Below are 23,086 nucleotides of genomic sequence, written 5' to 3'. Positions count from 1 at the left end.
GCTGCTTTAGGCTGATCGGCGCCACTGACGGCAGACCGTCCGAGCGACAGCTGTATCCGTTAGCCGACGTTCAACGGGTAGCGACTCGTAGGACTGCTTCGCGCCAGGAAGCGACCGTGCATGGCCTGATACTCGTCTAATCTCAAATTCTGTCGTCGTGCTGTGTTCACATTTCGCTGCACTCAGAAGCTTCTGGATAGGCTCAATGCAGCCCCTGTAGCCGGAACCGCTTCGCCAAGTACGGTACTTGGCGATTGGTATGCCAATCTGGTTCGTGTCGGACGGACCCAGGTCGTGTTGGCTGTCGCCGAGCGAACCCTGTTGCCAGTGGTAGTGTCAGCAAAAGACGGGCGTTCTCTTGTTCAGCGAATCGTCGAGACCCTGGATCCAATGCTTGTGTCCATTGGAGTTCCAGTAGACGACATAGTCGCCGAGCGCCACGCGATGCAGCACTGGGTCGTAGGGAAGACCGCTAGCCGGAGCATCTTGGGCTCGCTTAACGACATGGTGTTTCAACTCCAAGTCGGGCTGACCCACTTCCCCGATCGAACGCTCCTGGCGCATTCGCTTTGGTTGGCAAAGACACCCATGAAGGTCATTGAATATGGAACGCCGGATCGAGCAACCGCTGCAGCCTTTGCCACGCACCGTGCGCTAAGTGCCGCCCGCAGCGAATGACTGCCTGTGCCCACTCCAATCGGCCGCACTCGCTGCCAAGCGGTTGTAAGCCTGAACAGAAATTCCACACCCCATTACCCTCTTGGCCGGAGTAGCGCCGGATAGCCCTTCTCCCGCAATGCAGCAACGACCTTGTCCGTGGACTTCCACGAATCACCCCTGAGCCGTGCCACCAGCTCGGTCCAGACGCGTTCGAACGCCCGCAGTGCATCGGCCTCATCGAAACGAATGCCCGCCGGCAGCAGCGGCGCGATGTCTTCCGTCAGGTTGCGCGTGAGCTTTTCCAGCATGCGCTGCTCGGCCATAGCGCGTGTGATTGTCTTGTCCTCCAGAGCCAGGTAGTGGTCGAAGCAGGCAACCAGCTTGTCCACTTCCAATGCCAACTGGTCCAGCCCGTAGGCCAGGTCGAACAGGTCACGGTTCTTGCGCCGTTGCAGCAGCGCGCGCAGCTTGGTGCCGAACAGTTCCTCGGCCGCGAAGGACGCGATCTCGGCTTGGCCCTGATACCAGCCGTTCTTCACCGTGAAGGGATAGGTCTGCACGCCGAACAAGGACTCGTGCTCGCGTGTATTGATCTCGACCTTCAGCTTGAGCATCGACTGCGGGTCGGCTTCTGGCGCGAAGCGGAACACCAGGTGCATCGAATGCCCTGCCTGCTCGCGCTTGCACGGCCCGAGCCATGCCAATGTCTCGCGGATCGCATCGACAGCAGCGCCAATCGGCTCCGGTTGCGTTTGCACCAAGTCGATGTCTTCCGAGTAGCGCAGCGGCCGCACGAACAGCAGCTTGTTGATCGCGGTACCGCCGCGAAACGCAATCTTGCCGCGCAGCGCCGGCGCGTTGAACAGATCGCACAGGGCACGGCAGATGATCAGATCCTGCTCGATCTGGCGAAAGTCGGGCCACGGCGCAGACGCGCTCCAGGCTTGGAGATAGGCCTGCGGAATCAAAAATCGACCTCCACCGATTCATTGAGGATGAGGCGCCAGCCGGGCGCCTTCTCGTGCAGACCAGGGAGCCCTTCCACCAGCGGCTTCACCGATGGGTCGAGCAGCGCGGCCGTCTTGGCCTGGCGCACAAACGGCCTCAGCGCATCGGCCTGCGCCACATGGCCCGCTCGCTCCAGCAGATAGCCCAGGCGACGCACCGCCGAGTTCTCGTAGTGCACCGCGATTTGTGCTAGATCGCTGGGCTTGGCTTGCCCGCCCAGGTCTTTGGCGATCTGCGCCAGGCCGCCGATGCCGGCCGCCTTGTGGAAGTAGCGGGCACAGTCCAGCAGCGTCAACTCCAAGCCGGCGACCTTCGCAAAGCCGGCTTCGCTCTTGAGCGACCCCAACCAGCCGGTCTGGTTGACTTGAACGAATGCCTGCGGGTTTTGATAAACGAATTCCAGCCGCTGGCGACCAATCTCGAAGCCTCGCATCTGCCGAGGTACGATGACCTGAAACACCATCGCCGCCTGGTGCGACGCACCGTGAAACGCCGCGGCACGCAGCAAGGCAATGCGGTAGTCCAGTTGCAGGTACTGCATCAGCGGGTCGATCCAGCGCACCGGATCGGGCGCACCGAAGGCGCGATCCTCCGGTCGCAGGATCAGGTAGAAGCCGCGCCAAGGACGGGCAAGGCGTTTCTTCCTGACCTGCCGCGTCAATGCAACGCTCAATGCGTGCGGCGACAAGTCGAACGCAGCCTGGGCCTCTTCCCGCGTGAAGTAGGCCCGGCCCTGAGCAAGACGCTTTTCAAAAAAGGCTTCAATGGACGGCACTCCCATATCATACGCAAAAATTGACATAATTTGTATATTTATGCGTATGATTCAAGACAATTTGGAGTGATACCCTCCCCCACTACCCGGATTTCCTGGCATCCTGGCGGCCACGCCGAAACCCTCTATCCCCCGCCATGAAGGCTTCCAGCATGTGCGGAATCAGCGTCACCGCATCAACCGCCTCGCCATACGTCTGCGCATGCAACGCCGCGTAGCGATCGAGCTCGGTTTTCAGACTGGCCGGACAGACGAAGGTCAGCTTCACGCTCTCACCCCTGGGCAGCGGGCCCAACCTCAGCTTTCTGGCCGTGCTCATCGAACCCCTCCACGCTGAACGAACAAGGGCTGGTACGGCCGCAACACCAGATCGCGGTTCACGATGATCCGCACCGGCAAGCCCGGTCGCATGGTCAGCGTCGGCTGGATGTCGAGATTGCGCCGCGTCATCTCCTGCCCCACCTGATTCACACCGTCCTGCGCGCTCTCGCGAGCCGCGACCACGATGCGATTGCCCTCCTGCCGACTCTCAGGCGCCGCCAGCTCAGCCCCCACCCCGAGCAGCGTCGTGAGCGCCGCCCCCGCCACGACGCGTCCCCAATGCCAGTCCACATCGTCCTGCAGCCCGGCATAGCCCGCCGGGTCGGTGCCCACCAGGTTGTCCAGCGTGAGCGATGACGTGTCCGGCAGGATGATCCGGTTCCACACCACCTGCACCCGGCTCTGCCCGTAGCTCACCCGGCTGTTGTACTTGCCCAGAATGCGCGAGCCCTGCGGGATCAGCAGGAACTTGCCCGTTGCCGAGTCATAGACCGGCTCCGTCACCGTGGCGATCACGTCGCCCGGCAGGTCCGACTTGATGCCCGTCACCAGCGCACCGGCGATCACCGCCCCCGCCATCACCTGGTACGGCGAAGCTGGCATCTGCAGATCGGCGGAATTGCGGGTGGGCGTCAAACCGCCTTTGAGGAACGCCTCCTTCTGCTCCTGCCGGTCCTGCACAACCACCGGATCGGCAGGCTCGGGGGCCGAGACCGGCCCCGCCGCCAACGCATCCAACCCGGTCAGTGCACCGCCCAAACCCACCGCCGCAGACCCTGCCTGATCCGCCGCCGCCGTACGCGTGCCCTGACTTCCCGAGCCAAAAAACACCGGCGAAGCTGCAGCCGCCTCGGCCTCCTTGCGCAGGGCATCCTCGGGATCATGGCTCGGGGCCGCATAGTCGGCCACGGCCGACTGCCGCGAGGCCACGATGGCGGGCCCGAGATCGCCCGGCAGCGGTGGCCCCAGCTCAGGCACATCCGCCGGTAAAGCGGGCGGCAAAGGACGCGACAGCTTCGAATAATCCGCCGGAAGGCCATCGAGCCCTTCGGACTTGCTCACGCGATCGACGTTGTACAGCTCGGCCTGCCCGAACACCGCGCGCCGCTGCGGCTGCAGCGACCAGATCGTCGCCCCGAGAACCAGGGCCGCCAGCCCCCCGGTGAGGACAACCAGCGTGCGCCGGTTCAGGCGCGTGACCGGGTGCGGTCGGGCCCGCAGCGCCAGCGCCTCGGGCGCCACCTTCGCCGCCTGCGGCGTGTGGCCGGATGCGTCTTCCTGCGGCATGCTCAGTTCCTCCGCACCCCATCCGTGCGCTCGATGCGCACCACGTCGCCCCCGCCCTTCCCATTCCCGCCACCCAGGCGCAGCTCCGCCGCGCCAAACAGGCGATCGACGATGTAGTACGGTGACCGAAACCGGTAGTTGACCAACTGCCCTCCTCCCTCGGCCCCGATCACGAACAGCGGCGGCAGCTCACCCTGTGCGATGCCCGCAGGGAACTGGATATAGACCTTCTGTCCATCATCAAACGCCCGCAGCGGCTTCCACGGCGGCGTGCTGCCGCTGATCGCATAGCCAAAGCGCAGCTTCTGCAGCGACAGGCCGCTATCGACCGGCGCGGCAGCCTGTGCGGCCTGCGCCTGGCGCTGCAGAGCCAGCATCTGATCCTTCGGATACTCCCAGGACACCGAGGCCATCCAGGTCTTGTCGGTGGAAGTCAGCTCCAGCAGATAGGTTCTGCGGCTCGTCGTCACGACCAGGTTCGTCTTCAGGCCCGAGCGGATCGGCTTGACCATCACGTTCACGCGCCGTTGCGCGCCGCTGCCGCTGGACGTATCACCGACGATCCAGCGCACCGTATCGCCCGCGGCCACCGTCACCAGCTCCTCGCCGGGCTGCAGCGACACCACCGTCACCCGGCCCACGGCCGCATAGACCTGGTACAGCGCTCCATCACTGTACGGCCAGACCTGGTTCGCATTCACATAGCCCTCACGCGTGGGCGCAATGCGCGCCTGGGCATTGGCGCGCGCCACGCGCAACGTCTCGTCCGCGGGTTCCGCCGCGGGCTTGGTCTCCGGCAAGGGCTTGAGCTGCGCGGGCAGCGCGAGCACCTCGGGCACGGCCACCACCTCCACCGGTGCAGGCGGCTCGGGCAGGGGCTGCGCCTGCACCGGCTCATCGAGCGCGATCACCGGCGGCGGCTTGCCCTGCGTGGCGCAGCCCGCCAGGGCCACAAGCATCAACGGCAAAGCGTGAATGGACAAACGCGTCTTCATGGATCAACTCCTTCGGTGGCATCCAGCTCCCGGCTCCACGACAAGCCGTTGACGTAGATGCCCAGAGGGTTCTTGCGCAGGCGCCGCTCGGTGCGCGGGCCCTGCTGCACGATGGAGAGCACCGCGTTCCAGCGCTCGATGCCAGCGGCCGCTCCGTTGACATAGCGCCGCTCGGTCCAGCGCAGGTTGAACGACTGCTCGCTGGCGCGCGTGACGCTGCTGACCTGCACCGTCACCGACTCCGTGCCGATGCGCGCGAACGGATCGTGGGTGCGCGCGTAATCGTTGAGCACGGCCGCGCCCTTGTCGGTCGTGTAGTCATAGGCATCGAGCCAGTTCTGGCGCACCACGATGGGATCGATGGACAGGGACCGCACCAGCGTGATGAAGCGCGCCAGATGGTGCGCGACCTGCGCATCGCTGGGCGTATAGGGCGCCGCCGCCTCGCCCACGGCGCGCACCTGCCCCGCCTGATCCACCTCCACCACGTAGGGCGTGACGATGGACTGCGCCGAGCGCCAGACGAGGCCCGCGGCCATCAGCAACGCCAGCAGCATGCAGCCGAACGCCATCCGGCGCCAGTTCCTCGCCTGCACGCGCGCCGAGCCGATGCGCTCGTCCCAGACCTGGCCGGCGGCCTGGTAGGGAGTCAGGGGCTGGGGCGTCTGCGCATACCGCACCCAGGGTCGTTTGAATCGCATGCAATCTCCTTGGCAAGCACTCAGGTGCCGGACTCATCGCGCAGGCTCGGGCCGGAGCCACCGCCGCCGTGGTCGCCCGAGCGCAGCACGTGCGCGCCGGTCATGGCCGCCTCCGCCACCTGCTGGCGACGGCGCATGCGCTGCGCCCAGGCGGGTTCCAAGGTGGCAGGCGGTGAGCCGGCAGGTGATGCAGCAGCGGGTGGCGCACCAGCAGGCGCTGCGGCTGGGGCCACAAAGCCCTTGACCTTGTCCTTCACGGCTCTGGCCCCGGCCCTGGCCATATCCGCCACGCCGGCCCCGCTGCGATACGCCGCCTTGGCGCTGCCCGCAAGCGTGGCCACCGAGCGGGCCGCGGCAGCGCCACCGCCGAGGGCCGCACGCGCGGCGCCGGGCGCCATGCGCGCACCAGCCGCAACGGCCGAGCCCGCTCCTGCGGCGGCCGCCCCACCGGCGACAGCCAGGCCCGCCGCACCGATGGCCGTGCCCGCAGCCGCACCGGCCCCGAGCTGCGGTGCCCCAGATACCAGTCCGGTGGCGATCCCCGGCCCGAAGATGCCCAGGCCCAGCATGGCCAGGGCCGCAAGCATGACGACCAGCGCATGATCAATGCTTGGTTCGGCTCCTGGCGCCAGCGCGAACTCAGCAAACAGGGTCGAGCCGATCCCCACAATGACGGCCAGCACCAGCACCTTGATGCCCGAGGCCACGACGTTGCCCAGCACCTTCTCGGCCAGGAACGCCGTCTTGTTCCACAGCGCAAACGGCACCAGCACGAAGCCCGCCAGCGTCGTCAGCTTGAACTCAATCAGCGTGACGAACAGCTGCACCGCGAGAACGAAGAACGCGACGATCAGTACCAGCCAGGCAAGGAACAGCACGGCGATGGTGTCCAGGTGCGCGAACACCTCCGGAAAACCCGTGAGATCGCCGATCTGCGCCATGATCGGCCGCCCGGCCTCGATGCCCACCTGCGCCAGGTGCCCCGGCTGCAGCAGCTGCGCCTGTGACAGGCCCGAGCCCGAGGCCGTCAGGCCCAGCCCGGCCATGGACCTGAAAACAATGCCCGCCAGCTGGTTGAAGTTGCCCAGGATGTAGGCGAACGCGCCCACGTAGAGCACCTTCCTGATAAGGCGCGCCATCACCTCGTCGCCCTGGCCCGAGGCATGGCCCATGGCCCAGGACAGGCCCGCGAGCGTGATGTCGATCGCCACCAGCGTCGCCGTGAGGAACGCCACCTCGCCGCCCAGCAGCCCGAAGCCGGAGTCGATGTAGCGCGAGAAGACGTCCAGGAAGCGGTCGATGACCGCCACGTCGTTCATTGCGAGCCCTTCGGCGCGGGCGTCGGCTTGCGGTCATCGTCCTGCCAGAAGCCGCCGGGCGGTGACGCGGGCGGCGTGTACTTCGGCCCGCCCGAGCCGAGGAAGCGTTTGCGCGTGGCCTCGGCCACGGCGTTGCACTGGGCATCGCCGACCTTGGCGTGGTCGGCCTTGCAGGCGGCGCGCAGCTCGCGCAGCCGCTCGGGGTTCGCCACCAGGGCATCCACCGATTCGATGGAAGCCGGCCGGTCGCAGCCGGCCAGCAGCAGCGCCGTGGCCGCGATCATGAAATACAGCGTCTTGCGCATGTCCACCTCACGGGTTGCCATAGAAGTTCACGCGGTAGGGCGTGTACGGCGTGCCCTCGCCCAGAAAACGCCGACGCACCTCCCGTGCGCGCTCGCGCACCGCCGCCTGCCGCGCCAGCTCCAGCGAGGCGGCGCGGTCCTGCGTGAGCTGCAGCCGCTGCGTCTGGATGGCCTGCTTGGCCTGCAAGGCCAGCAGCTGATTGGTCGCCTGCATCGCCTGCAAGGCGCCCACGGCCGACTGGCTCTTGCCCACGAGATCGGCCAGCACGCCCTCGTCTTCGCCCAGGTTCTGCGACACCTGGGCCTGCATCTGCATCGCGGTCTGCAGGCCCGAGAGCGTGTGCTGCCAGCGCTCCTGCGCGTCGCGGCTCATCTGCTCGCCGCTCACGCTGGCGCCGTAGTGCTCGGGGTACAGGCGCGCAAACGCCCGGTCCAGCTCCGTCACGTCGTAGGCCAGGCCCCGGGCCTGGGCGATCAGCTGCTCGGTCCGCGCCAGGTTGGCGCGCAGCCGGCCGAGTACGCTGGAGGGCAGGCTCGCGAGATTGCGTGCCTGATTGACGAGCATCTGCGCCTCGTTTTGCAGCTGGCGGATCTGGTTGTTGATCTGCTCCAGCGCGCGCACGGCGGCCAGCGCGTTCTCCACGTGGTTGGTCGGGTCGTACACGATGTCGGCGCCGCCGCCCAGGCCAAACAGGGCATGGGCCGGTGGCGCGGCGCCCAGGGCAAGCATTGCGGCCACGGCCAGCGCCAGGCTCCGGTGCTTGATGAAAGAACGAAGGGTCATGGTGCATCTCCTTGGGAAGGGAAGTGATCCAGCAAGTCCGCGGCCCAGTCCAGGCCGCGGTGACGCAGCCAGGCGGCAGCAAACGGTGAAGGCGTGCCTGGCAAAGAGGTGGGGAGCACCGCATCGATGTAGCGCTGGTCCTGCGGCGTGCCAGCGCCCGCGAACGCGAGCGCCGCCGGCCCCAGGTCCAGCTCGAACAGGCGGTTGCCCAGACGCGACTGGTAGTAGTAGTCGCGCTTCGGAATCCCCGTGGCGACGATTTCGATCTGGCGGTCGTTCAGGCCGAAGCCCTCATAGATCGTGCGAATCTGCGGCTCGCTCGCCTGCGGGTTGGGCAGGAAGATGCGGCTGGCGCAGCTCTCGATGATCGCGGGCGCGATGCTCGAATCCTTGATGTCGGCAAGGCTCTGCGTGGCAAAGATGACGCTCACGTTTTTCTTGCGCAGCGTCTTGAGCCACTGGCGGATGCGCGCGGCAAATACCGGGTCATCCAGGAACAGCCAGGCTTCGTCGAGGATGAGCAGCGTGGGCGCGCCGTCAAAGCGCGCCTGCAGGCGCGCAAAGAGGTAGTGCAGCACCGCCATCACGGCGGCGCGACTGGCCATCAGCTCTTCCATCTCGAAGCACTGCACGTCGGCCATCCCGAGCCGGTCGCAGTCGGCGTCCAGCAGCCTGCCATGCGCGCCGCCCAGCACGTAGGGCGCCAGCGCCTGGCGCAGCGCATTCGATTGCAGCAGCACCGCCAGGCCCGTCATCGTGCGCTGCTCCAGCGGCGCTCCGGCCAGACTCTCCAGCGCCGACCAGACGGCGGCCTTCTCGTCCGGACCGATGCTGACGCCTTCATGCAGCAACCGGCCCTCGATCCACTCGGCGGCCCAGGTGCGCTCGCCCTCACGGTCGATGCGCGCCAGCGGCTGGAAGGCGATCTGCCCTTCCATGCCCAGGTCGTAGTGCTCGCCGCCCAGCCCAAGGATGGTGGCGCGCATGGAGCGGCCCATGTCGAAGGCAAAGATGCGCGAGCCCGGGTAGCGCCGAAACTGCAGCGCCAGCGTGGCAAGCAGCACCGACTTGCCCATGCCCGTGGGGCCCGCGACCAGCGTGTGGCCCACGTCGCCGATGTGCGTGACCAGCCGAAACGGCGTCGCGCCGTCGGTGCGCGTGACGATCAGCGGCGGGCCGTCCAGATGCCCGTTCTTCTCGGGCCCGGCCCACACGGCCGAGACCGGCATCAGGTGCGCCAGGTTCAGCGTCGAGACCATGGGCTGGCGCACGTTGGCATAGGCGTGGCCGGGAAGGGACGACAGCCAGGCGTCCACGGCGTTGAGCGTTTCGGGGATGGTCACGAACCCGCGCCCCTGGATGGCGCGCTCGGCCAGGCGCAGCTTCTCGTCGGCGGCGGCGGCGTCCTCATCCATGACGGTGACGGTGACCGTCAGGTAGCCATAGGCCACCTGATCGCTGCCCAGCTCCTGCAGGGCGGCGTCGGCGTCCGCCGCCTTGTTGCTGGCGTCGGTATCGACCAGCGGGCTTTCCTGTTGGAACAGGGTCTCGCGCAGCAGCGCAATGACGTTCTTGCGCTTGGCGAACCACTGGCGGCGCAGGCGCGCCAGCTCCTTCTCCGCCTCGGCCTTGTCCAGGCACAGGAAGCGCGTGCTCCAGCGATAGGCAAAGCCGAGGCGGTTGAGGTCATCGAGCATGCCCGGCCAGGTCGAGGCCGGGAAGCCCCGCACCGAGGCCACGCGCAGGTGCTGCTCGCCCAGCATGGGCGCCAGGCCGCCGATGAGGGGCGAATCCGCCAGCAGCGCGTCGATGTGAAACGGCACCTCGGGTACGGCAATCGAATAGCGCCGCGTCGAGATGGCCGCATGCAGGTGGGTCAGCGTGTGCGCATCATCCAGCCAGGTGATCTCCGGCATCACGCCATCGAGCAGGTCCAGCACGCGATCCGTCTCCGCGATGAAAGCGGAAAGCCGCTCGCGCCAGTCCACGCCTTCGGTCGAGCGGTTCTCGTAGAGCAGGCCCGCCGCGCGAGCGCGGGCTTCCTCGGGCGGCAGGTACACGAGCGTCAGGTGGTAGCTGCTCTCGAAGTGGCTGCCCGCATCCTCGAAGGCCGCGCGCCGCTCCTCGTCCACGAGCCAGGACAGAAGTTCGGGGAAGGTGGAATGCGGATAGCCGGCGGCAGCGCAGCGCTCTGCCTCGATGAACAGCGCCCAGCCGGAACCGAGTCGGCGCAGCGCGTTGTTCAGGCGCGCCGACGTGGCGATCAGCTCGCCTTGCGTGGCACTGTCCAGGTCCGGCCCCCGAAACTTGGCCGTGCGCTGAAAGCTGCCGTCCTTGTTCAGGACGACGCCCGGCGCAACCAATCCTGCCCAGGGCAGCCAGTCGGCGAGCAGCTGCGGGCGTTGGCGGTATTCGGCAAGGTTCAGCATGGCGGCGCTCCCTCACACGTCCAGCAGCAGCCGGTGCTTGATGTGGCGCGCGAAGACCGCCATGAACTGCGGATCGACGCGCGCGCCCCAGACCGCCAGCGCATGGCCGGCGATCCAGAGCACCAGCCCGGGAATCCACAGCTGCAGGCCCAGGCCCACGGCGGCGGCGAGCGTGCCGTTGGCAATGGCCACCGTGCGCGGCGCGCCGCCCAGCAGGATGGGCTCGGTGAGCGAGCGATGCAGCGGCACTTCAAAGCCGAGCGCAAGGCGCGGTGCGCCCTCGTTGGCGGCGTTCATGCGACCGCCCCGCCCGAGAACGAGAAGAACGACAGGAAAAACGATGAGGCGGCAAACGCGATCGACAGGCCGAACACGATCTGGATCAGCTTGCGAAAGCCCCCGCTGGTGTCGCCGAACGCCAGCGCCAGGCCGGTGGCGATGATGATGATCACCGCCACGATGCGCGCCACCGGCCCCTGGATAGATTCGAGGATGGATTGCAGCGGGCCTTCCCAGGGCATGGAGGAGCCGGCCGCCCGCGCGGTGCTCGACAGGGACAGCAGGAAGGTGAACAGCAGCAGGCCCGGCCGGTACGGTTTTACGGAAATGCGGGCAATCGTCATATCGGATCTCCTGTGGTGAATGACGAGGGATGAAGTGGCAGCGAAGGTGACGCGGCGATGTCCGGAAACCCCGGCGCCATGGCGGTATCGAGCAGGTAGCCCCGGGCGTCATGGCCGACGACGCGGGCGATCTCGCGCACGCGTCGCGCGTGGCCACGCCCGGCGATGTGGACGACGACGTTGACCGCCTCGGCAATCAGCGCGCGCGGCACCGTCACGCTGACCTCCTGGATCAACTGCTCCAGCCGCGCCAATGCGCCCGCGGCCGAATTGGCGTGCACCGTGGCAACGCCACCGGGATGGCCCGTGCCCCAGGCCTTGATCAGGTCCAGCGCCTCCGCGCCCCGCACTTCGCCCACGACGATGCGGTCCGGGCGCAGGCGCAAGGTGGCGCGCACCAGATCGGCCATCGACGCCGTGCCGGGCTCGGCGCGCATGCCCACGTGGTCGTCGCTGCGGCACTGCAGCTCCACCGTGTCTTCGAGGATCAGCACGCGGTCGCCCGTCGCCGCGATCTCGTCAAGCAGTGCATTGGCCAGCGTCGTCTTGCCGGTGCTGGTGCCCCCGGCCACGACGATGTTCTGGCGCTCGCGCACCGCCTGGCGCAGGAACCGCGCCTGGGCCTCGCTCATGACGCCGGCAAGCACGTAGTCGGCCAGCGTCATGATGCGCAGCGCCCGCTTGCGGATGGCAAACGACGGCGCGCGCACCACCGGAGGCAAGGCCCCCATGAAACGCTCGCCCGTCCCGGGCAGCTCCGCCGACAGCAGCGGCGCGCCCGAGTGCACCTCGGCGCGCACCTGCGCAGCCACCAGGCGGATGATGCGTTCGGCCACGGGCGCCGCCATCCGGTGCCCGGTGGGGGCGCGGCCCGAATCCAGCCGGTCCACCCAAAGCGAACCGTCGGGGTTCAGCATGACCTCCACGACCTCCGGGTCGTCCAGTGCGGCGGCGATCTCCACCCCCATGGCGGTGCGCAGCATGCGGCTGCGGCGCAGGCCGGGCTCCCGGTCCCATGAATCGTCGGTCCGCGTCATACTCCGCCCTCGTCATCGCTGGCGGAACCGATCTCCTCATGCACTTCCCGCACCAGGCCGCGCCCGCGCTGGATGTGGCGGGCAAGCTGCTCGACGAACTGCGCGTAGCGGGCCCGGCCCTGGGCGCGCAGCGCTTCCTGCTGGTGCTCCGGCACCGGCAGCGCCAGCGTCAGGTAGTGGCGCACGAACAGCGCCGTGGCCTCGATCAGAATGCCCTGGTCGCGTTCGAGCCGATCGAACTGGCGCGACAGGCGATCCAGCCGCTTGGCCAGGGCGGCCTCGCGCTGGTCCATCGCGTCCGGCGACAAAAACGAAGCCAGCGCCACCGCGACCACGGACGACTTGGAGACGCCCCGGTGCACGGCCAAGTCTTCCAGCCGCCTCGCGTGCTCGGGTTCGATGAAGAGGTTCAGGCGTGTACGGGTCATAGGGCAATCCCGTCGTCGGGGTCCAGCGCTGCCAGCCGAGCGCTGCGCACCGAGCCCTGGTCGAGCAGCCGGTCGAGATCGCGCGGCAGCAGCGGCGCGCCGTCATCGCGCTCGTCGTCCAGCACGATCAGGTCGCCCGCCTCGGGCGCCTGCTCCAGCTCCCGAGACACGTCCAGTTCTGGCTTGAGCTGCCGACCGCCTTCGTCCACCAGCCCGGCCGCATCGCCACCCGCCGCGTCGGGTACGGGTGCGGGCACGGTCAGACCACTCCAGTCGTCCGGGCGCAGTGGTGGCGCATCGGGGTACCGACCACTCGCCAGCGTGGGCGGCGGCAGCACGCGCCGCTTGAAATTGGCGTCCGCGTAGTAGCGCAGCTTCCCCGCCTTGATCGGCGGGCGGCTTCCCACCATCACCACCGCCTCATCGGGCGGCAGCTGCATCACTTCGCCGGGCGTAAGCAGTGGGCGGGCCGTCTCCTGGCGCGAGACCATGAGGTGCCCGAGCCAGGGCGCCAATCGGTGCCCGGCATAGTTGCGCTGCGCACGCAGCTCGGTGGCGGTGCCCAGCGTCTCGGAAATCCGCTTGGCCGTGCGTTCGTCATTGGTGGCGAAGGTCACGCGCACATGACAGTTGTCCAGGATCGAGTGGTTGGGCCCATAGGCCTTGTCGATCTGGTTCAGGCTCTGTGCAATCAGGAAGCTGCGGATGCCGTAGCCCGCCATGAAGGCCAGCGCCGTCTCGAAGAAGTCCAGGCGCCCGAGTGCCGGAAACTCATCGAGCATCAGCAGCAGCTTGTGGCGACGTGCAATGCCGTCGCTGCCATCCAGCGACTCGGTCAGCCGCCGTCCGATCTGGTTGAGGATCAACCGGATCAAGGGCTTGGTGCGGCTGATGTCCGAAGGCGGCACCACCAGGTACAGCGACACCGGATGCTCGGCCGCGATCAAATCGGCGATGCGCCAATCACAACGCGAGGTGACTTCGGCTACCGTGGGATCACGGTACAGACCGAGGAACGACATGGCGGTGGAGAGCACGCCCGAGCGTTCGTTGTCGCTCTTGTTCAGGACTTCACGCGCGGCCGAGGCGACGACGGGATGCGGCGCGTCGCCCAGGTGGGCCGTCGTCATCATGCGGTGCAGCGTCACCTCGAAGGGACAGGCCGGGTCGCTGAGAAAATTGGCCACGCCGCGCAGCGTCTTGTCCTCGCCCGCGTAAAGCACGTGCAGGATGGCGCCGACCAGCAGCGCGTGCGAAGTCTTCTCCCAATGGTTGCGCTTCTCAAGCGCCCCTTCGGGATCGACAAGGATGTCGGCGATGTTCTGCACGTCGCGCACTTCATGCGCGCCGCGGCGAACCTCCAGCAGCGGGTTGTAGGCCGCCGACTTCGCATCCGTGGGGTTGAACAGCAGGCAGTGCGAGAAGCGCGAACGCCAGCCGGCGGTGATCTGCCAGTTCTCGCCCTTGATGTCGTGGATGACGGCCGAGGCGGGCCAGGACAGCAGCGTGGGCACCACCAGGCCCACGCCCTTGCCCGAGCGCGTGGGTGCGAAGGTCAGGACGTGCTCCGGCCCTTCATGGCGCAGGTACTGACCGCAATACAGGCCGAGGAACACGCCGACCGGCTTGTCGAGCCCCGCCTTGCGGACGTCCTGTGCGCTCGCCCAGCGCGCCGAGCCATAGGTCGTGACGAGGCGCGACTGGCGCGAGCGCCAGACCGCCATGGCGACGGCCACGCCCGCGGCGGCCACACCGCTCGTCGCCGCGATCGCGCCGCCGCGCACGAAGATGCGCGGCGCGTAGGCGTCGAACCAGTACCACCACTCGAAGAGCTTCCACGGTTCGTAGACGGGCACGCCGCCCAGCTCGAACCAGGCCCGTCCCAGGCGGGCCTGGTAGCCCAATGCATGGGCCGTCCATTGCGTGGCAGCCCACACGCCGCCCAGCGCCACGCTCGCCACGGCCGCCATGCGGCCGAACAGGACGCCGGTGTGCGCACCCGCCCCATTGCCTGCCCCTGCGCCGCTTCGAGACGCCATGTCCGCTGATCCCTCCGGCGTACCGCACGCCCCGCGTGCGTGCCCCATGACACGCGCCACCGGAGTCTGGAATCAACACGCCGCGCGGCCCACCCATCGGGGCGTAGTGCAGCGCAAGCCGTCAAATCCCTCAAAAGAAACGCAATGGCCGATCAAGACTCCGTCAGGGCCGAAGGCACGCGGCCCTGGCCACCCGAGCCGAGCATCTCAGCAGATGCCCCAAGAGTCCAAGGCCGATGGCGCGACGGCTGTCGCCAAAACGCCCGAGGGGCGTAACGATCGCTACAAAGACCGGGTATGAGTAAGAAAGCGTTGCACCGCCTCGGGCAAGCCACCGCGCTGGTGCTTGTAGAGCACGTAGGTGTGCAGGCGCAGATCGCCCTGCAGCGGCACGGCGGACACGTCGGTGCGCCGCAAGGTCTCGGCATGACCGCTGTCGGTCACGCCCACACCCAGCCCGGCCGCGATCCGCGTCACGCAGCCCATGAAGGTGCGTGCCTCGCCAGCGATCGATGGAGCGCACGCGCACTGGGCCAGCAGGGCATCGATCTGGCGCCGCACACCGGGTTTGTGGTCGGCGTGGCAGACGATCATCGGAAAGCGCGCCAGATCGGCCAGGCCCAGGGCGCCTTGCCGCTCCAGTTCATGCCCCCGCGGCAGCAGCGCAATGAGCGGGTAGTCCCACACGGGCTCCTGCACGATGCGCGCGTCCTCGGGCACCCCGAAGGAAAAACCCACATCCACTTCTTCGCGGCACAGGGCGGCGGCCAGCTCTCGCGCACGCATCTCGGACAGCTCCAGCGGCACCTCGGGCGCAATCGCCTGCCACCGGGCCAGGCACTGCGAGAGCCTGGGCTGAGCCAGGCCATCGGCCACGCCAATATGCAACGGCGCACGATGGTTTGCATCCGTCGCACGCACAACGCGTTGTGCACGTTCCAGCCGAATGAAGAGGTTGAGAGATTCCTTGAACAGTCGCACACCAGCAGGTGTAAGGCATAACTTGCGCGGTCTTCGCAAGATAAGCAGCACGCCTAAATGATCTTCCAGATCGCGAATCGTGCGTGACAGCGGTGTTGGATCGATGTGAATACGCTCCGCTGCGCGACGGAAATTGAGCTCCTCTGCAACCGCAATAAAGTAGCGAAGATGCCGTAACTCGATCATGTCAATCTAACATCTCAGGCGCTCCATCGATGTCACGCCGGAAGTGTTTTCTAGCCATAGTTTTTAGCGCTTAGTCGGTGGCACGTCGGTGCACGAACCGTGCGCCACTTCGGCCGCCATCCCTATGCTTTCACCCAGCGTCGGGTGCGGGTGGATGGTCGCGCCGATGTCCACGCTGTCCGCGCCCATTTCGATGGCCAGGGCCACCTCGCCGATCATGTCGCCCGCGTGCGTGCCGACGATGCCGCCACCGACGATGCGGTGCGTGGTTTCGTCGAACAGCAGCTTGGTGAAGCCTTCGTCGCGGCCGTTGGCAATGGCCCGGCCCGAGGCAGCCCAGGGGAACAGGCCCTTGGTGATCTTCACACCCTGCGCCTTGGCCTGGTCTTCGGTCAGGCCGACCCAGGCGACCTCGGGGTCGGTGTAGGCCACGCTCGGGATCACGCGGGCGTTGAAGGCGGCCTTCGCCAGCTTTTCATCGCCCAGCAGTTCGCCCGCGATGACCTCGGCCGCGACGTGGCCCTCGTGCACCGCCTTGTGCGCGAGCATGGGCTGGCCGATGATGTCGCCGATGGCGAAGATGTGCGGCACGTTGGTGCGCATCTGGATGTCGACGTTGATGAAGCCGCGATCCGTCACCGCCACGCCTGCCTTTTCCGCCCCGATCTTCTTGCCGTTGGGGCTGCGGCCCACGGCCTGGAGCACCAGGTCGTAGGTCTGCGGCGCGGGGGCGGCCCCACCGTCCGCACTTTCGAAGCTCACCTCGATGCCCGCGTCCGTCGCTCGTGCGCCCACGGTCCTGGTCTTGAGCATGACGTGGTCAAAGCGCGGCGCGTTCATCTTCTGCCAGACCTTGACGAGGTCGCGATCGGCGCCCTGCATCAGGCCGTCGAGCATTTCCACCACGTCCAGGCGTGCGCCCAGCGTGGAGTACACCGTGCCCATCTCCAGGCCGATGATGCCGCCGCCCAGGATCAGCATGCGCTTGGGCACACCCGCCAGTGCGAGCGCGCCGGTGCTGTCCACGATGCGCGGGTCTTCGGGCATGAAGGGCAGGCGCACGGCCTGGCTGCCCGCGGCGATGATGGCGCGCTTGAACTGCACGACCTTCTTGGCGCCGGTCTTTTCCTGGCCGCTGCCGGTGGTTTCTTCCACCGCCAACTGGTTGGTGCCGACGAAGCTGCCGTAGCCGCGCACGATCGTGACCTTGCGCATTTTGGCCATCTGCGCCAGGCCCCCGGTGAGCTTGCCGACGACCTTGTCCTTGTGGCCGCGCAGCTGGTCGATGTGGACCTGCGGCGCGCCGAAGTCGATGCCAGCGGCCTTCAGGTGCGCCACTTCATCCATGACCGAGGCCACGTGCAGCAGCGCCTTGGACGGAATGCAGCCGACGTTCAGGCACACGCCGCCCAACTGCGCGTAGCGCTCGACGATCACGACCGACAGCCCGAGATCGGCGGCGCGAAACGCCGCCGAATAGCCGCCGGGACCCCCACCCAGCACCAGCACGTCGCAATCGAGGTCGGCGCGGCCTGCGAAGTTGACTGCTACAGGCGCAGGAGCTGCTGATGCTTGACTGGCGGGCGCTGGAGCCTGTTTTGGCTTTGAAACCACAAGCGCTGGCGCGGCGGTGTCGGCGACTTCCAGCGTCAGCAGCACGCTGCCTTCGCTGATCTTGTCGCCGAGCTTGACCTTGAGCTCCTTGACGGTGCCTGCGTGGCTCGATGGGATTTCCATTGAGGCCTTGTCGGATTCGACCGTGACGAGGCTTTGCTCGGCGCGGATCGTGTCGCCCACGGCCACGAGCAGCTCGATGATGCCGACGTCCTTGAAGTCGCCGAGGTCGGGAACCTTGATGTCCATCACTGCCATCTCAGGCTCCTTTCACAGCAGGATGCGGCGGTAGTCCGCCAGCACCTGACCGAGGTAGGCGTTGAAGCGCGCGGCGGCGGCGCCGTCGATCACGCGGTGGTCGTACGACAGCGACAGCGGCAGGATGAGACGCGGCACGAAGACCTTGCCGTCCCACACCGGCTTCATTGCGCTCTTGGAGAGACCCAGAATGGCCACTTCCGGCGCGTTGATGATGGGCGTGAAGTGCGTGCCGCCGATGCCCCCGAGCGAGGAGATCGAGAAGCATCCGCCCTGCATGTCGGCGCTGCCGAGCTTGCCTTCGCGCGCCTTTCTGGCGAGCTCGGACATCTCCTGGCTGATCTGCAGGATGCCCTTCTGGTCGGCGTCCCTGAGCACCGGCACCATCAGGCCATTGGGCGTGTCGGCCGCAAAGCCGATGTGGTAGTAGTGCTTGTAGACGAGGTTCTCGCCGTCCAGGCTGGTGTTGAACTCGGGGAATTTCTTGAGCGCCGCGACCACCGCCTTGATGACGAAGGCGAGCATCGTGACCTTCACGCCGCTCTTGGCCTTCTCGCCCTCCTTGTTGGTCTGCACGCGGAAGGCTTCAAGGTCGGTGACATCCGCTTCGTCGTTGTTGGTGACGTGCGGGATCATCACCCAGTTGCGCGCGAGGTTGGCGCCGCTGATCTTCTTGATGCGGGAGAGCGGCTTGGCCTCGACAGCGCCGAACTTGGCGAAATCGACCTTGGGCCAGGGCAGCAGATCGAGGCCGACGCCGGAGCCCGAGCCCGCTCCCCTGCCCGCCTGGGCCTGGGTCTGCGCGGTGCCCGCCATGACGGCGCGCGTGAAGGACTGCACGTCTTCCAGCGTGATGCGACCCTTGGGGCCCGAGCCCTTGACCTCGCCCAGCGGCACGCCGAGCTCGCGCGCGGCCTTGCGCACCGAGGGACTGGCATGCGGCAGGCCGACGGCGGACTGGGCCGGCTGATGGGCGGGCTCGCTCGCAGGCGCGGCCTGCACCGGCGCCGGTGCGGCGGCAGGCGCAGGCACCGGAGCGGCCACGGGAGCAGCGGCGGCTGCCGGTGCGCTCGCGCTGGGCGCCACCGCGCCTTCGAGCACGGCGATCAGATCACCCACGTTGACCTTGTCACCGAGCTTGACCTTGAGCTCCTTGACGACGCCCGAGGCCGAGGACGGGATCTCCATCGAGGCCTTGTCGGATTCGACGGTGATGAGCGACTGCTCCTCTTTCACCGTGTCGCCCACGGCCACGAGAAGCTCGGTCACAACCAGGTCACGAGCATCTCCAACGTCGGGTAAGGTTACGACGGTCACGCTATTTGAAACCTGCTGCGCAGCGACTTCAAGCCGGAGCAGAAGCTCGCCGGATTCCAACTCCGCACCGACCTCGGCCAATACCTCGCTGACACGACCTGCCTCAGGCGATCTCAATTCGATTGCTTCCTGCGGCGTTTCAACGGTCGCGAGCAGCGCACCGGTCTGGACCACTTGCCCCGCACGCACAAGTATCTCGAGGACCTCCAGCTTCTGGGCGGGGTCTGGCGCGACAGCGCAGATTTCAATTGTCTTCATAGAAAATTTAAGAGCGAGCTATGAGCAACTACAGGTCTCTCAGACCTCCAGCCACTCCTTGCTTATGTCCTTGCGCTCCTGCAGCGATGCCGGCGTGCCCTCGAACACGATCCTGCCGTGTCCCATGACATAAAGGCGGCTGCAGACCTTGAGTGCGATGCTCAGTTTCTGTTCAATCAGCAGAATCGAGACGCCCTTGTCGGCAATATCGCGCAGCAACTCGCCGATCTGTTCGACAACCTTTGGCGCCAACCCCTCGGTCGGCTCGTCAATCATGATGAGCGACGGATCACCAAGAAGGCTGCGGCACATGGTTAGCATTTGCTGTTCACCACCTGACAGCACCCCAGCTTGTATCTCGGCTCGCTGAGCAAGGTTCGGAAACATATCAAGCATCCCAGCCACCGTCCAACGGCCCGCGTTCTTCCCCGACTTCAAACCCAGTTCAAGGTTCTGACGCACCGTCAACGTCGCAAAGACATCACGGCTTTCCGGAACGTATGCGATGCCAAGTCGTGCAATCTGGTGTGGTTTCAAACCCTGAACGGACTTATCGAAGAAGCGTATCGAACCTGTCACATCGACATCGCCCATGATCGCTTTAGCCAAGGTGGAACGGCCTACACCATTGCGCCCTAAAAGCCCAACAATCTCACCTGCACCGATCTGCAGAGTAACGCCCTGAAGTACGTGGCTCTTGCCATAGTAGGCATGTAGTTGTTCAACCTCCAACACGCTCAGCTCTCCGTTCCAAGGTACGCTTGCTTAACCCGTTCGTTGCAGCGGATGCTTTCCGGGGTGTCGGTTGCGATGACCTCGCCGTATACGAGTACCGAGATACGGTCAGCCAAGTCGAACACCACACTCATGTCGTGCTCAACCATCAGCAGGGTCCTATTCACGGATACCTTTCGTATCAGCTCCACAGCGACATGAGTTTCAGCTGCGCTCATGCCGGCGGTGGGCTCATCCAGCAACAGAACATCGCCGCCGCCAGCGACTGCGATGCCGATCTCCAGTGCACGCTGTTCGGCATAACTCAAATAGCCCGCTTGAGTCTGCGCACGATGCGTCAGCCCAATAAGTTCAAGAACCTCTTCAACTCGTTTACGGACGGACCCAATACCGTCAATACGCTTCCAAAATGCATATGAAACGCCGCGTGTCCACAAAACACCGCAACGCAAGTTTTCGAACACAGATAAACTCGGGAACAGATTGCTGATCTGAAAACTACGCGAAAGCCCACAGCGATATATATCCTCTGGCGGCAGGCCGCCAATACTCTTACCGTTGAGCAAAATCTCACCCGATGTAGGCACTATTCCGCCAGACAACAGTGCAAAAGTCGTCGACTTTCCGGCACCATTCGGACCAATAAGCGCATGGCGCTCGCCCCTTTGAACCTCCAAGTTCAGCCCACGGATGATCTGGGATGGTCCGAAGCTCTTTCGGACGTCATTCATGACGATGATCGACTCGCTCATTGCATTAGCCGCTTTCTGGATTCATTCATCACATCGTCAACTGCGAGCAAAAAATCAGATCGCATGTAGCGCCAACCAGCTACACCAGCTGCCAGTAGTACAGCCAACACGACCCAAGACCAGCCCGACGCAGCGTTCAGTGACACCGGGCCGATCGTCAGTACAGTGCCTTTGGCCTTCTCCACCGTGAGCCGATAAGCCAGCTCGATCGCGAGGCAGCAGGAGCCACTGATAAGCACAAATGGTCCCACCGCCTTAAGGTAGGGTACGGCCAGACGCGCCACCAGCCCAGCTCGCACCACGCCAAGGTGCATCTCTAGTAGCTGCGCGATTCCTCCTGGCAGATACATCACAACCAGAATGAACAGCAGGCCCAAATAGAGTTGCCATGCGGGTGTCAGATCGGACAATGAGAACTGCAACCAAGTTACCAGTATGGCACCGAGAATCGGCCCTGCGAAGTGCCCAACGCCGCCAATGAAGGTCATCAACAGCACCGACGCAGATTGGTGGGCATCAAGCATCGTCCCTGCAGCCATCTCAAAATTGATTACTGAGAGTGCGCCTGCGATACCTGCAAAACCACCAGAGAATGTGAACGCGAGAAAGCGGATCCGTTGCGGCGAGTAACCGACAAACGCTACGCGCATTGGGTTATCACGCACGGCATTGCAGAGGCGCCCGAACGGCGTGCGCGTCAGATAATACATGCACAGGCCGCAAACCAGGCACCAAACCAATATCAGGTAATACACCTGTGCATGGGAGCCGAATCGCAAGCCGAACAGCGCCATGGCCTTCGTGCGATCCACCGAGACGCCCTGTTCACCGCCAAAGAATCCGGTCATCAGTGCAGCCATCGCCGCCACTAATTCAGCCACGCCGAGCGTGATCATGGCAAACACAGTACCGCCACGTTTGGTGGAAATTGCTCCGAGGATCGCGCCAAAAAACAACCCGGTAGCGCCTCCGACCAAGGGGATAAGCAACAATGGAACTGGCAGGTTTTCGCCGGCCACCTTCGTGAGCACCTGGGCTGCAAAGAAGCCACCCAAACCGAAGTAGACCGCATGTCCGAACGATAGCAACCCTGTTTGCCCGAGCAGCATGTTGTACGAAAGTGAAAACACGATCGCAATTGCCATCAGGCAGACTGTGCTGATCACAGACGTCTTCGGAAAAACCACGGGCAGCAGAAGCAGTGCCAGCAGACCGACTAGCCAGATTGCGCCAGTACGCAAAGGTGCAGGGAGGCTGCCCTGTGTCGATATGGTGGCGCTCATGATTCGCGACTCCCCATCAGGCCAGTCGGTCGAAAAATCAGCATCAACACCAGCAGCAGATACGGCAGGACCGGGGCCAGCTGCGCCAACGTGACGTTCCAGAGCTCACTCAGCACTTGTGGTACGTTCATTGACAGCCCAATCGCACGAGCCATGTCCGCCAGCGAAAAATCCCCTGCGATGGCAAAGGTCTGTACGAGTCCAATCAGCAACGAAGCCAGCAGCGCGCCGGTCAACGAACCCAGTCCACCCAACACCACAACCACAAACAATAGCGGCACCAGGTTGACCGCCATGTTCGGCTGAGTAACCAGGGCTGGTCCGGCAATAGCACCCGCCAAGCCTGCCAGCGCCGAACCGACTCCGAAGACGAGCATGAACACCATTGGCACGTTGTGCCCCAGCATCGACACCATCTTCGGTTGTGTGAGCGAAGCCTGCACGATCAAGCCGACTCGAGACCTGGTCAGCACCAGAAGCAGCCCCAGGAAGATAGCCATGGAAACGAGCAGCATGAAAACCCGGTAGGCTGGATAACTCGTCGCCCACAGCGTAAACGCTGGGAAATCGAGTATCTCGGGTACTTGATAGCTCACCGGGATCCGCCCCCAGACCATCACCACGACTTCCTCGATCAGATAGGCCAGCCCGAAAGTGAATAGCAGCTCCGCCACATGGCCGTGGCGATGGACGTGTCGTAGTCCGAAGCGTTCGATGAGCGCTCCCAGGGCACCTACCAGCAATGGCGCCACCAACAGGCCGATCCAGAAGCCGAGCCAGCTGCTGATCTGGTAACCCAAGTAAGCACCGAGCATGTACAGACTGGCATGCGCGAAGTTCAGTACACCCATCATCGAGAAGATCAGAGTCAAGCCGCTGGCCAGAAGGAACAACAGCAACCCGTACTGAAGACCGTTGAGGGTCGAAAATACGATTAATTCGCTCACGGGCGTTCCCCCTGCGCGCAGGGAATTCCATGGGTTCGGTACAT

General features: G+C 65.4%; 23 protein-coding genes and 1 pseudogene. 1 reads left to right on the top strand and 23 read right to left on the bottom strand.

From position 1 onward, the window contains the following. The first annotated feature begins 162 nt into the window (after positions 1-162). On the top strand, positions 163-678 hold the full coding sequence (locus C6571_RS20265) for a DUF6933 domain-containing protein (RefSeq protein ID WP_420852898.1): 516 nt from the start codon (positions 163-165) through the stop codon (positions 676-678). 74 nt (positions 679-752) lie between these two features. Here the strand turns inward: C6571_RS20265 and C6571_RS15890 are convergent, their stop codons facing one another. The 23 genes and pseudogenes from C6571_RS15890 to C6571_RS15785 form a co-directional block, all read right to left on the bottom strand. After that, positions 753-1,628 carry a nucleotidyl transferase AbiEii/AbiGii toxin family protein gene (locus C6571_RS15890; RefSeq protein ID WP_170094767.1) on the bottom strand — a complete coding sequence of 292 codons (876 nt, stop codon included), beginning with the start codon at positions 1,626-1,628 and terminating at the stop codon, positions 753-755. Continuing rightward, positions 1,625-2,449 carry a type IV toxin-antitoxin system AbiEi family antitoxin domain-containing protein gene (locus tag C6571_RS15885; protein ID WP_170094765.1) on the bottom strand — a complete coding sequence of 275 codons (825 nt, stop codon included), beginning with the start codon at positions 2,447-2,449 and terminating at the stop codon, positions 1,625-1,627. The genes C6571_RS15890 and C6571_RS15885 overlap by 4 nt, the downstream gene beginning before the upstream one ends. 76 nt (positions 2,450-2,525) lie before the next feature. Then, positions 2,526-2,762: a DUF2274 domain-containing protein gene (locus C6571_RS15880; protein ID WP_106447550.1), complete on the bottom strand. Its 237-nt coding sequence runs from the start codon at positions 2,760-2,762 to the stop codon at positions 2,526-2,528. Beyond that, a complete protein-coding gene (locus C6571_RS15875; RefSeq protein WP_106447549.1) occupies positions 2,759-4,051 on the bottom strand; it encodes a TraB/TrbI/VirB10 family type IV secretion system protein in 1,293 nt (430 codons plus the stop codon). The genes C6571_RS15880 and C6571_RS15875 overlap by 4 nt, the downstream gene beginning before the upstream one ends. A gap of 2 nt (positions 4,052-4,053) precedes the next feature. Then, entirely contained in the window at positions 4,054-5,046 is a 993-nt protein-coding gene (trbG, locus tag C6571_RS15870) for a P-type conjugative transfer protein TrbG (RefSeq protein WP_106447548.1), read from the bottom strand. Continuing rightward, complete coding sequence (gene trbF, locus C6571_RS15865; protein ID WP_106447547.1) at positions 5,043-5,747, bottom strand: conjugal transfer protein TrbF; 705 nt, start codon at positions 5,745-5,747, stop codon at positions 5,043-5,045. Before trbF ends, trbG begins: the two co-directional genes overlap by 4 nt. Before the next feature lie 20 nt (positions 5,748-5,767). After that, a complete protein-coding gene (trbL, locus tag C6571_RS15860; protein ID WP_106447546.1) occupies positions 5,768-7,066 on the bottom strand; it encodes a P-type conjugative transfer protein TrbL in 1,299 nt (432 codons plus the stop codon). Continuing rightward, positions 7,063-7,392 carry an EexN family lipoprotein gene (locus C6571_RS15855; RefSeq protein ID WP_338054088.1) on the bottom strand — a complete coding sequence of 110 codons (330 nt, stop codon included), beginning with the start codon at positions 7,390-7,392 and terminating at the stop codon, positions 7,063-7,065. Before C6571_RS15855 ends, trbL begins: the two co-directional genes overlap by 4 nt. Continuing rightward, entirely contained in the window at positions 7,379-8,137 is a 759-nt protein-coding gene (gene trbJ / locus C6571_RS15850; protein WP_106448286.1) for a P-type conjugative transfer protein TrbJ, read from the bottom strand. Before trbJ ends, C6571_RS15855 begins: the two co-directional genes overlap by 14 nt. A 14-nt stretch (positions 8,138-8,151) precedes the next feature. Further along, the gene (trbE, locus tag C6571_RS15845; protein ID WP_106447545.1) at positions 8,152-10,584 is read right to left on the bottom strand and encodes a conjugal transfer protein TrbE; all 2,433 of its coding nucleotides are present in this window, start codon (positions 10,582-10,584) and stop codon (positions 8,152-8,154) included. 12 nt (positions 10,585-10,596) lie between these two features. Then, positions 10,597-10,881: a VirB3 family type IV secretion system protein gene (locus C6571_RS15840; protein WP_106447544.1), complete on the bottom strand. Its 285-nt coding sequence runs from the start codon at positions 10,879-10,881 to the stop codon at positions 10,597-10,599. Continuing rightward, the gene (locus tag C6571_RS15835; RefSeq protein WP_106447543.1) at positions 10,878-11,207 is read right to left on the bottom strand and encodes a TrbC/VirB2 family type IV secretion system protein; all 330 of its coding nucleotides are present in this window, start codon (positions 11,205-11,207) and stop codon (positions 10,878-10,880) included. The genes C6571_RS15840 and C6571_RS15835 overlap by 4 nt, the downstream gene beginning before the upstream one ends. Further along, the gene (trbB, locus tag C6571_RS15830; protein WP_245901313.1) at positions 11,204-12,244 is read right to left on the bottom strand and encodes a P-type conjugative transfer ATPase TrbB; all 1,041 of its coding nucleotides are present in this window, start codon (positions 12,242-12,244) and stop codon (positions 11,204-11,206) included. Before trbB ends, C6571_RS15835 begins: the two co-directional genes overlap by 4 nt. Next, on the bottom strand, positions 12,241-12,672 hold the full coding sequence (locus tag C6571_RS15825) for a CopG family transcriptional regulator (RefSeq protein ID WP_106447541.1): 432 nt from the start codon (positions 12,670-12,672) through the stop codon (positions 12,241-12,243). Before C6571_RS15825 ends, trbB begins: the two co-directional genes overlap by 4 nt. Continuing rightward, positions 12,669-14,711: a conjugal transfer protein TraG gene (locus tag C6571_RS15820; protein WP_106447540.1), complete on the bottom strand. Its 2,043-nt coding sequence runs from the start codon at positions 14,709-14,711 to the stop codon at positions 12,669-12,671. The genes C6571_RS15825 and C6571_RS15820 overlap by 4 nt, the downstream gene beginning before the upstream one ends. Positions 14,712-14,993: 282 nt before the next feature. Continuing rightward, positions 14,994-15,692 (bottom strand): LysR family substrate-binding domain-containing protein, encoded by a 699-nt coding sequence (locus C6571_RS15815; RefSeq protein WP_245901559.1) that lies wholly within the window; start codon positions 15,690-15,692, stop codon positions 14,994-14,996. A 60-nt stretch (positions 15,693-15,752) separates the two neighbouring features. Continuing rightward, positions 15,753-15,878: pseudogene (locus C6571_RS20015) on the bottom strand (LysR family transcriptional regulator); the annotation flags it as partial. Positions 15,879-15,941: 63 nt separating this feature from the next. Next, a complete protein-coding gene (gene lpdA / locus C6571_RS15810; protein WP_106447538.1) occupies positions 15,942-17,750 on the bottom strand; it encodes a dihydrolipoyl dehydrogenase in 1,809 nt (602 codons plus the stop codon). Between the two features lie 12 nt (positions 17,751-17,762). Beyond that, a complete protein-coding gene (aceF, locus tag C6571_RS15805; protein WP_106447537.1) occupies positions 17,763-19,325 on the bottom strand; it encodes a dihydrolipoyllysine-residue acetyltransferase in 1,563 nt (520 codons plus the stop codon). A gap of 39 nt (positions 19,326-19,364) precedes the next feature. Beyond that, positions 19,365-20,060: an ABC transporter ATP-binding protein gene (locus C6571_RS15800; RefSeq protein ID WP_106447536.1), complete on the bottom strand. Its 696-nt coding sequence runs from the start codon at positions 20,058-20,060 to the stop codon at positions 19,365-19,367. A gap of 2 nt (positions 20,061-20,062) precedes the next feature. Further along, entirely contained in the window at positions 20,063-20,812 is a 750-nt protein-coding gene (locus tag C6571_RS15795) for an ABC transporter ATP-binding protein (RefSeq protein WP_106447535.1), read from the bottom strand. Continuing rightward, the gene (locus tag C6571_RS15790; RefSeq protein WP_106447534.1) at positions 20,809-22,095 is read right to left on the bottom strand and encodes a branched-chain amino acid ABC transporter permease; all 1,287 of its coding nucleotides are present in this window, start codon (positions 22,093-22,095) and stop codon (positions 20,809-20,811) included. The genes C6571_RS15795 and C6571_RS15790 overlap by 4 nt, the downstream gene beginning before the upstream one ends. Next, the gene (locus C6571_RS15785; RefSeq protein WP_106447533.1) at positions 22,092-23,042 is read right to left on the bottom strand and encodes a branched-chain amino acid ABC transporter permease; all 951 of its coding nucleotides are present in this window, start codon (positions 23,040-23,042) and stop codon (positions 22,092-22,094) included. The genes C6571_RS15790 and C6571_RS15785 overlap by 4 nt, the downstream gene beginning before the upstream one ends. Positions 23,043-23,086: the final 44 nt, after the last annotated feature.

Origin of the sequence: Simplicispira suum, from assembly GCF_003008595.1 — a bacterium.
GTDB lineage: Bacteria > Pseudomonadota > Gammaproteobacteria > Burkholderiales > Burkholderiaceae_C > Simplicispira > Simplicispira suum.
The sequence above is the reverse complement of the archived record's forward strand: the minus strand, read 5'-3'. Positions and strand labels throughout refer to the sequence as shown.